Genomic DNA, 10,993 nt, shown 5'->3' on the forward strand with positions numbered 1-10,993 from the left:
CAGGAGATTTTTAAAAGCAAGGTTGGGAGTGAAAGCAAGAGGAGTTTACTGTTAAAGACCAAAGGACATTGCTTAAAAACTAACCTTAGGAGGCACTGTCCACCATTTTGTGTAGCTAGATGGAGAGTCCCGATCCCTTTTTGAAAGCCACCAATATTCAGTTCCACCCAAAGTCATATTCAAGCTACACACCATTCTAAAGTGGCTTGGACACCTCCTTAACAGAAGCTTCAAAATGAAAATCTCTCATAACTTATAAAATATGCGCTTATGTTTTTATACTTTTGCATTCATATTCAGAAAAGAAATTATATGCGACTCGGACTTTTAACCGCTTTCATCCTACTCCTGTCTTTTACTACTTCCTGTCAATATAAGGAAGCACAGCCCCACCCTGCATTTAAAGATTCCATTGTCCTCGTAACTCCAGTGGAACCGCAACCAATTACAAGTAAAAGCCAAACCGCCTTTTATCTGGATTCCATCGGTCTGATGAATATCGCCGAACTTGATTCTACATTCATTATCCGGCTCATGTACGCCACTCCGGACAATTTTACCGGTCAACTTCTTTATACTGATTTGAAAGAAGCATATCTTCACCCGGACGCAGCTAAAGCTCTTTTAGAAGCACATCTGTTACTTAAAGCCCAATATCCCAGCTACCGCCTGATAATTTATGATGCAGCACGCCCGATGTCCGTACAGAAAAAAATGTGGGATGTGGTAAAAGGGACCTCCAAGTATATGTATGTATCTAACCCCTCACGAGGAGGAGGTCTGCATAATTATGGATTGGCAGTAGATATCAGCATAGCCGATTCACTAGGACATCCGTTACCCATGGGGACAGAAGTGGACTATATGGATGCAGCATCACACATAACAAATGAAGCAAAATTAGTAAGAGAAGGAAAAATAACGCAACAAGAACGAGAAAACCGAATTCTACTAAGACAAGTTATGAAAAGTGCAGGATTTCGTGCACTTCCCAGTGAATGGTGGCACTTTAACCTATGCAGCCGAGACGAAGCCAAACAGAAGTACAAACTCATAAACTAAAGTAAGATATGTATCTTTCTCCGGAAACCATCTTGTTTATCCGGGAGCATCGCAATGACGATGTACACTCCCTGGCATTACAAGCAAAGAGATATCCTCAAGTGGACATGTCTCTGGCTATCGTTCAGATAGCCGGATGGCAAGCTACCGTTTCTAAAATACCAAGTTGGCATGCAACAGAAGGACTTTTATATCCGCGCCATCTATCATTAGAGCAATGTTCATCGGAAGTTACCGCACTCTACAAAGCTTCACTGGTACATGGAGAAGGGTTAGTCGATCTGACCGGCGGATTCGGCATTGATTGTGCCTTTCTCGCTACTCAGTTCAAAACAGTCACCTACATAGAACGCCAGGAGGAACTTTGTGAACTTGCCATGCACAATTTCCCATTACTGGGGCTGAAACATATTCGGGTACAAAATGGCGACGGAGTGGAATATCTACAACAGATGCCGGCTGTAGACTGTATTTTCCTGGACCCGGCACGCCGCAATGAACATGGTGGAAAAATAGTAGCCATATCCGACTGTGAACCCAACGTAGCCACATTGGAAAAGTTACTACTCGAAAAGGGTAAGCAGGTAATGATTAAACTTTCACCCATGCTCGATCTTTCCTTGGCTATACGAGATATGCAGCACGTATCCGAAGCCCATATCGTCTCAGTCAACAACGAGTGCAAGGAGCTTCTGTTACTACTCCGGCCCGGTGATGATTCTCCGGAGATTCCATCTGCAATGTCTCAGCCCATCGTCTGCATCAATTTTGCAAACCAGGAAATACAACGTTTTGTTTTCACCCGCGAATCAGAACAAGCCACCGAGTGTTCATACACCCACGAAATAGGAACTTACCTGTATGAACCCAATGCCTCTATTCTCAAAGCCGGTGCTTTCCGCAGCATCGCTTCTTCGTTTCATCTGAGTAAACTTCACGCCAACAGCCATCTCTACACCTCAAACGAACGAATAGAAAAGTTTCCGGGACGCATCTTCCGGATAACCGGTTACTCGAGCCTCAACAAGAAAGAATTAAAAAATATTTTAAACGGATTAGATAAAGCGAATATCACCACCCGCAATTTTCCACAATCCGTAGCCGAATTACGGAAACGACTGAAACTAACCGACGGAGGTGATATCTATCTGTTTGCTACTACTTTGAACGATGAAAGAAAAATCATCATCCGGTGTGAGAAAGCATAAAATGAGGAGAGGCAACGTCGTCCCGACGCTGCCTCTTTCTCTCAATCAATTTATAGAAACTGTTTGTCCCAACGAATATATTTCATCTGATTGTCCATAGGGCTTTTCTTTCAACATCCCCTGGACCTTAACCACAATCCTATATTTGGATTCAGGTTCTTTCAGTGTATATTCCCACGAAGTAGGTTCACCTTCCAAAGAAATCTGATGCTCCAGCACCGCCCCTTTGTAAACCTGAACATAAACGGATAAAGGACGTTGTATCTCTTCCGGAATCGCTGAAGGTAGTTTCCACTCCAACACCGCATCATTATCAGGTGTCAGTGACGATTTCAAATCGGTCACCGGAGGTAAGGAAACTCCATCTTTAAAATCAATGATATCGCGATCCTGGCAACCTGTGACGGCAAGTATACAAAGCATCACAGAAAAAAAGTATAATATTCTTTTCATAATCGTCTGTTTTTTATTAGTAACCCGGATTCTGTATATAATTTCCTTTCGCCCAGTTCATCTGTTGCTGAGGAATAGGTTTATATTCATCTCTTCCCGCAACAAAGACAGCATTATTCATCCAAGAGAAACGGGTTTTCTCTTTTTGGAAGTAAGCATTCATCGTAGGCTCCAGGATTCCCCATCTTTGCAGATCGAAGAAGCGTCTTCCCTCACATGCTGTTTCAAGACGATTCTCAAACATCAATGCTTTCCATGCATAGTCTTTGGTCCAAGCAGCCTCATCGGTATACAAGCTGACCTTATAATTCATGTAAGGAGTACCATCTGCCATCAACAAGCGAATTCTACTGTTATTAGCACGTTCGCGCAGCTTATTAATGATAGGACGAGCTTCTTTGTGACGATCCAACTGAATCAGGATCTCAGCTTTCCACAACAAGACTTCAGCATAACGAATTTGCTTCACATTCATCGAATTACGGTTTACAATGATACAATCGCAACCGGCAGGAACCAACTCTTTAACAGATTTCAAATAACCATAATCACCAGGGCTTCTGGAAGCCTTTTCCTCGTACAGCAAATCCGGATTATATTTATAAGGATATCCCGGGATAGCCGCCGTATGACTCAAACGAGGGTCAAAGCTATTTTCATCGAAATACTCTTTGTATCTTCCTTTCATTTCCGCATCGTTAAACGTATCGAACAAAGGCAATCCGTCTGTACCGGTTCTGAAGGCATTTGCCATATTAAAGCTCATCTTATGGAAGTCACAACATGGGAAATAAGGTTCCCAGGAAGGAGCATTCAATTCTGCACCATTGTTTGTATTTCCTCCGCTTGATGTTCCGTCGTTGATAGAATACTGGATTTCCCAAATTGCTTCTTTGGTAGCATTATCATATTCCGGCAAGAAATTTTCGGCAAAATCTTCACACAAGCCTACGTTTCCACCTTCTTGATCAGTGATCTCGTTGATATAAACCAAGGCACGTTCCAGAATCTTCTTATCCACTTCGACTACCTGATGTCTTGCATCCTGCTTGTACGCCATGAACAATAAAGCTTTGGCAGCCATTGCACGTGCGGCATTCTTGTTGATACGACCTATCTCCTCTTGTTTTTCAGGCAACAGTCTGACAGCCTCTTCCAAATCGGCAACAATGTGTTCCCACAAATATGTATCATCAGTACCATTGGGGCGGTTCGAAATATTAGTCACATCTTCCACCGTTCTTCCGTTCTCTTCATCCACCCAAGGAATGTATCTCCACAGAGTCTTCATAAAGAAATAGGTAGCTCCGCGCAAGAATTTCACCTCACCGGTACGTACACCTTTCAACGGATAGTTTTCATCAGTAACTTTAGACAAGGCATAGAGTGCTAGGTTGTATCTGGATATCGCTACATATCCTTTGAACCAAGGTCCGTCATTGTTCCCTACATTGGCAGTTACAGAAGAGAAAACTTCCATATCGTGCCAGGCCGACTGGTCACTTACACCCGATCCGCCTTTGTAAGCATCATCCGATCGGATAGAACCATGCATCCACCATGCATGAGCTTCCGACCAGGGCAGATAAGGAATCAGCGAATAGCACGGAGTCACAAAATCATCAATATGTTCGGGCTTTCCTAATAATAAATCATCAGCCAGCACCCCTTTAGGGTTAATATTCAATTGGTCGGCACAGCTCGTCACCAATAAGGAAAGCAAAAGGGCTGATGACAGAAATAAACTATAAAAGGTTTTCATACTATTTCTATTTAAAAGGTTATATTAACTCCGACTGTAGCGGTAAATGGAATGACATAGCCAAAGTCGCGGATTTCAGGATCGGGACCTGAGAAACGATTGCTATCCCACCATTTCTTGATAGTGAATACATTGTTAGCCGAAACATAGGCACGCAAGCGGCTGATCATTGCTTTCTTCACCATACTTTCCGGGAAAGTGTATCCCAGCTCTATCGTTCTCAACTTCAAGTACGAACCGTCTTTGAGGAAATACGTAGACGTACGCTTTTCATCATTGGTGTTACGAGTAGACAGAGCCGGAATGTTAGAGTCCGGATTCTGAGGAGACCAAGCATTAAATACACCTTTCAAGTGGTTGGTATTATTCACATCCTGAATGTTCCAGAAGTCACTGTATTCAATCCATGAATCCCAAACATCTCCGCCATGCACACCCTGGAAGAAGAGAGCTAAGTCTACATTCTTATACGAAGCCTGAAGATTCAAACCATAAGTAAAGTCCGGGTCACTGACACCAATCCATGTACGGTCGTAGTCCTGAGTGATACGTCCGTCTCCGTCAAGGTCTTTATAGCGAATGCGTCCCAAACCTTTTCCTGCCTGCTGCGGTGAATTGTCCACCTCTTCCTGTGTCTTGAAGATTCCGTCTGCCACGTATCCGTATATAGAGTTACGGGGGCGTCCGATGATATCATCCAACATACCGTTTCCACCATATACACTTCTCACATTGTCCGGCAATTCAGTAATCTTATTCTTGAAAGTCGCGATGTTTCCCGTAATGCTATAATTAAATCCCGATGGAAGACTGTTCCGGTATGTCAGCAAGATTTCAACTCCACGGTTTTCCATACTCGGACCATTCACATAAGTATCTCCACCTTCACCGAATGCACCGATATAAGGGGGCAAATAAAGCATATCGGTTGTCTTCTTATAAAAGTAATCGATTGTTCCGACCAGGCTCTGGTTGAAGAAACCAAAATCGATACCGTAGTTGGTCTGTGTTACAGTTTCCCATTTCAATGTCGAATTACCGGTGAGATATTTACGGAAACCAGACTGTAGAGAACCGCTTTCCTGTCCGTTCATAGCATAAGAAGTTCCGTTATAATCGGCTACATAACTACTTTGCAGGTATCCGCTATGAATGGCCGAGTTACCATTACGTCCCCAACTGAATCTCAGCTTCAGGTCCGAAAGAAAATCTACATTCTCAAGGAACGGTTCATTCTTAATTCTCCATCCCAAAGAAAATGCCGGGAAGACTGCCCAACGGTTATCAGCACCGAACTTGGAAGAACCATCATAACGTAATGTTGCCGATGCCAGATATTTGGAAGCATACGAATAGTTGAACTTACCGAAGTATGACAACAGAGCATAAGCATCACCCGAACCGGTAGCCTCTGTAATCTTGTCACCAGTAGCCGAACTTAAAAAAGCATAGTCTCTGTCTTCCAGAGTCAAACCGTCTTTACGTGCATAGAATGCTTCACTTTCAGCTTTCGTAAATTCCATTCCGACTACAGCTCCTATCGAGTGTTTTCCGAATTGCCCGTTATAGTTGATCTGGTTGGTCCACTGGTATTCCAGGAAATGAGTCTGATCGTTGCGGACATAGTTGAACTTTTCATCACGGCCCGAACCGTCTGCTTCACTCCATTTTTTATCGACTGCACGATAATATGAACCACGATAATCTACACCGAATGATGTTCTCAGGTTCAAACCTTTGATAATCATCAAATCGGCATACGTATTACCAATTACCTTCAGGAACTTATTGACATTGTCTTTCCCCAGAATAAGGTCCTTCACCGGATTACGATAGTCATCCATACCCACATCGAGAGAAGCACCACCCCAACCACCGGTTTCGGTATATACAGGAATGATAGGGGGTTCATTTGCAGCAAGCTGTGTATGGTTGGCTTCACGATAATTCATATAGTTCAACTCCAGGTTTTCACCTACTTTCAAACGACCATTCAATAAGTCATACTCCGAGTTCAAACGAGCCGAATATTTTTTCCAGAAAGTTTCAATCTGAATACCTTCTGTGTTTTCATAACCCAGGTTGAAGAAAGTACGTGATTTATCAGTACCACTCGATACTGAAATCTGATGGTTCTGCGATACTCCGGTACGAGATATTTCATCGATCCAGTTAGTATCGGCTGAGCGCATAGTCTGAGCTGTATTCAGCCATTCCACCGGTTTCACGGAATTAAGTACCGGATAACCGTTGCTGTCATAACTCCAGTCATAATCGAAGAAACGGACACTTTGCTTGATTTCACCAAGTTTATCGTCGTTTGCATACGCTTGCCAGATGGCACGTCCATACTCATCGGTATTCAACAGGTCGGGTTTATTAACCCATTTAGAGAACTGTACACGACCTTCGTAACTAATCTTCGATTCACCCTTTTTACCCTTCTTTGTTTCGATGATAATCACACCACCGGCAGCTCTCGAACCATAAATACTGGCCGAAGCCGCATCTTTCAGCACCTGAATCGATTCAATATTCGCTGGGTTGATATCACGCAGGTTATAGTCTCCTGCCAATCCGTCAAGTACGATCAGCGGGTTAGGCTGCGCATTCAGTGACGTAAGTCCGCGAATCTGTATCGAAGCATTTCCCCCAGGGCTACCATCTGTAGTAATAAATACACCCGGCAATTTTCCCTGTAAAGACTTCAATGCATTAGTCGAAGGATTCTGAGCCAAATCCGAAGTGTTGGCCATAGCAACCGAACCGGTAAGATCAGCTTTACGCTGTGTCATATAACCGGTCTGGATCACTACTTCGCCCAACATCGTGGCATCATCGGCCATCACCACATCAATCTGACTCAATCCTTTCACTGCTTTCTCCTGTGTAGCCTTTCCGATAAACGAGAATACCAGAATATCTTTATCGGAATTCACATCGACCGAATACTGGCCATTCAAATTTGTAATCGTACCCTTCGAAGTACCTTTTACCGAAACGTTTACTCCAATTAACGGATCACCTGTTTCCTTTTCGGTCACCGTACCCGTAATGACTTTCGTCTGGCTGATATCCAGATTGCCCGCGTATGCCATCAATGTCCCCGAGGACAAGACAACCACCCAGACCAAAAGCCTTCTCAACACTTCTTGCAGCCAGTCACTTCCGGAGGCCACAAGGCAAGGTCTTTCATGTTTCATATTCACCAATTAGATTTAATTAAAAATTTAAATAATACTATCATATGTTTTTCAGTCTGCCGAAGCCTCAACAGCAGGCAGCAACTGCCGGCGGGCTTCTTCAATACCTGAAGTTCCAAATACCTGTGCCTCCGGATCGCCATACCAATAAATAGTAGTGGCATAATCGGCCTCACCTCGTTTCCATCCCAGCATTTCAATATCGAACTTAAAGCTCTTATTGAAAGGAATACCATCCAGATGGCGGGTGCGATAGAAAGCATTATAACCGTGAGAGCTTTCCAAATCGGCTCTCGGGGCTCCTCCAAATGGAGTATAGAAAGGCACTACCGGTGCCCATGAACTATTGTAGTAATCTTCTGTGCCTGTACCGAAATGTGATGGGAAAGTATCGTCGTCCACCCAAATCTTTTCATCACCTTCACCATACCACAACGGGGCATGATTATAAAGTGAAAGTAAATCGCCTTTGTAGACACCTCTACCTTTCAGGGTAGCAAAGTTCCATTCTACACATTGGTCGGCCTCTTCAGGTTTATCGTGGATATAGATACCATTTTCCTGTCTCCATGAAGCATAGAAATACAACGAACGATCTTTATTCCACTTTAATGGAGCTACATTCACCTCCATTGTAGCAGCAACCGACCGGGAAGAGAGGTTAAGCACTTTCAGCACACCATCTTTTTGATAAGGCATCAACCAACGACTGGAGATATTTCCTTTTCCATCGGATGTCAGATACCAGCTATCTACCTTGGGGGCACCCATACCACCTCCGGAGAAGTCACTCAACGGTACCCATACGGTCTGCTTTCCGTCAAACCCGGCACTGAACACCAATTCCCGCATCAACTGGGCATATTGTTCAGGATTATCGATACGAATATTGAACTTCACTTCGTATACCGCATTTTCGCCTGCAGGCAGAGGGATGACCAATGAATCGGAAGGAAGAATACTCTTCTCCTCCCGGAGGATCTCACCTTTACGGCCGGCTACCGGCTGAAGAAGACGGTTGTCTACTTCGGCAATCTTCTGTGCCGCTCTCTCCACTACCTCCTTAGAAAAAGTCTCTACCTGTGTGCCTTCGGGATATTTACGGAAGTTGATGTGATAATACTTGGGAGTCGGATTCACTCCCGGCTCGTCTTCGAATGTCACTTTACACCCACGGGCATAAGGGATAGGCAGGAACAAGGTATTTCCTCCTTTACCTTCGGGCGTATAGCTGGTGTGTGCCTGTAACATTCCCTTTCCCAATCCGGGTACATTGATCCGCATCAGGTCATAAGCCGGAATGATCCAGCCCGGTTGATCAGAACCATCAAAATAAAACCGCCATGTACCCCGCTTGTCAATGGTAGTAATCCAGATACGAGTGATCGCTCCAGGTCCGACTTCGTCGAACATCACTTTCTCAATGCGGCCTGCCACCGTATCTACCCGTTTGATTCCAAACCCGTCACTATTGGCAAACCAACCGGCAGAATCGGGTGATACTGATGCACGGTCGTAGCTACTTTCCTGACGACAGGTATAAGAGGGAACCGGATACAGCGCCTGTTCCTCCACCGATACCATTTCGTCCAACAACGTTTCCAGCGTTACCGGCTTATCCGACACCTGGGAACTACATCCCCACGAGCAGAACAAGAGTCCTGCACAGACGGACCACCATAGATTTCTTTTACTTTGTTTCATACTTATATCCAATTTTGTGTTTATTATATTTTCGAGAAAGCATGTTCTTCTTTCACATTCTCCTCAGCCTCTTTATCCACTCCCAGCTCTTTTTCTATTGCCTCCAGTGACTTGCCCTTGGTCTCGGGCACACAAAACAAAATGAATGCGAATGCAGCAATGCTGAAAATGGCAAAGATTCCGAAAGCAACCGATCCGCCCAAGTTATTCAGTATCCAGGGGAAAAACTGAACGGTGAGAAAAGTACATAACCAGCTGATTCCGGTGGAGAGTGACATAGCTGTTCCACGAATACGAGAAGGGTAAATCTCGGAAGTCACCACCCACATCAAAGGTGCCAGTGAAGCGGCAAAGAATCCGATATAGCATAACACGGCTATTAAGGCACCGATACCATTGGCTGCCGGAACTACGAAAGTGTAAACCAGGTACAGCAATGAGATGCCCATCCCCAGACTTCCGCAAAGAAGCAGAATCTTACGCCCTACTTTATCGACCAGCCACACAGCAATCAGGGTAAACAGCAGATTCACCACTCCCACCAGGATAGATTGCACAAGGGCAATATCCCCGGCAACACCTGTCATCTCGAAGATGGAAGGTGCATAATTGATGATGACGTTAATACCCGTGATTTGCTGTAAGGCGGCCAGTATAGAACCTATGAAAACCACTTTAGCCAAGTTACCCTTAAACAATTCAGTTACCTTTATCCTATCTCTACCTTCTTGTGTGTTTGTGTCGGACACGGTCATCTCACCGGCTTCCAGGTTCAGTTTACTGGCCACCTGCCTGGCTCTACCTGCTTTTCCACGAGCCGAAAGCCAACGTGGGCTCTCAGGCAATATACCCAATAACAACAGATAGGCCACACTAAAGAAGAACGGGAATCCCAACATCAGGCGCCAGTTCCGCTCATAGTCCAGCAATATATAATCTACAATGTAAGCAATTAGAATTCCTATCACAATAGCCAACTGATTGTAGGAAACCAGTGTTCCCCTCAGCCGGGCAGGAGATATTTCAGATATATAAATAGGTGCTACGGCAGAGATCACTCCGATACCCAGCCCGCATATCAGGCGAAAAACCAGCAGTGAAACCAAATTACCGGATAATGCGCAGCCCAAAGAAGAAACAATAAAAAAGACAGCTGACGAGAACATGACTTTCTGTCTGCCATAACGGTCGCTAAAACCTCCTCCCAGCAAAGCACCGCAAAGGCAACCTACGGTCAGAATACTTACCACCAATCCCAAAGCCATATCATCCAACATAAATTGTTCCTGTAAAAAAGGAACGGCTCCGGAAATACCTGCCATATTTAACCCTACAATCAATCCACCAAAAACGGTGATAAAAGTATATAGGAATAAAGGTTTGTTCTCTCTGTTCATTTCGAATCTAAATTTATAGTAGTTATACGATGTGTGATTGTTGATGCAATGTTAGCCAGAATAGTCCGGAAGAGGTATAACACAGGAAACAAACGATATAAAGATAGTAACATCTGGCAGAAATAGTGAAAAGCTATCAATACGGTTACCTGAAGATGTAACGAGAAAGGTAACCGTTGTGATAAAGAGTTCTTCACTAGAATC

General features: G+C 44.2%; 7 protein-coding genes. 2 read left to right on the forward strand and 5 right to left on the reverse strand.

What is annotated here, in order from left to right:
- Nucleotides 1-270 precede the first annotated feature (270 nt).
- Nucleotides 271-1,062, forward strand: coding sequence for a M15 family metallopeptidase (locus BF9343_RS21035; protein ID WP_005814072.1), 792 nt, complete (start codon nucleotides 271-273; stop codon nucleotides 1,060-1,062).
- Nucleotides 1,063-1,070: 8 nt separating this feature from the next.
- Nucleotides 1,071-2,270 (forward strand): THUMP-like domain-containing protein, encoded by a 1,200-nt coding sequence (locus BF9343_RS21040; protein ID WP_010993808.1) that lies wholly within the window; start codon nucleotides 1,071-1,073, stop codon nucleotides 2,268-2,270.
- Between the two features lie 45 nt (nucleotides 2,271-2,315).
- Here BF9343_RS21040 and BF9343_RS21045 read toward each other — a convergent pair whose 3' ends face one another.
- From BF9343_RS21045 to BF9343_RS21065, 5 genes are read right to left on the reverse strand one after another with little or no spacing between them, the layout of a single operon-like run.
- Nucleotides 2,316-2,723, reverse strand: coding sequence for a DUF4945 domain-containing protein (locus tag BF9343_RS21045; protein WP_005783445.1), 408 nt, complete (start codon nucleotides 2,721-2,723; stop codon nucleotides 2,316-2,318).
- Between the two features lie 16 nt (nucleotides 2,724-2,739).
- Entirely contained in the window at nucleotides 2,740-4,485 is a 1,746-nt protein-coding gene (locus BF9343_RS21050; RefSeq protein ID WP_010993809.1) for a RagB/SusD family nutrient uptake outer membrane protein, read from the reverse strand.
- 11 nt (nucleotides 4,486-4,496) lie between these two features.
- A complete protein-coding gene (locus BF9343_RS21055; RefSeq protein WP_041926288.1) occupies nucleotides 4,497-7,688 on the reverse strand; it encodes a SusC/RagA family TonB-linked outer membrane protein in 3,192 nt (1,063 codons plus the stop codon).
- 51 nt (nucleotides 7,689-7,739) lie between these two features.
- Nucleotides 7,740-9,392, reverse strand: coding sequence for a glycoside hydrolase family 172 protein (locus BF9343_RS21060; protein ID WP_041926289.1), 1,653 nt, complete (start codon nucleotides 9,390-9,392; stop codon nucleotides 7,740-7,742).
- Between the two features lie 23 nt (nucleotides 9,393-9,415).
- On the reverse strand, nucleotides 9,416-10,789 hold the full coding sequence (locus BF9343_RS21065) for a sugar porter family MFS transporter (RefSeq protein ID WP_005783452.1): 1,374 nt from the start codon (nucleotides 10,787-10,789) through the stop codon (nucleotides 9,416-9,418).
- Between the last annotated feature and the right edge of the window lie 204 nt (nucleotides 10,790-10,993).

The sequence above is a fragment of the Bacteroides fragilis NCTC 9343 genome, from assembly GCF_000025985.1.
GTDB classification, from domain to species: Bacteria; Bacteroidota; Bacteroidia; order Bacteroidales; family Bacteroidaceae; genus Bacteroides; species Bacteroides fragilis.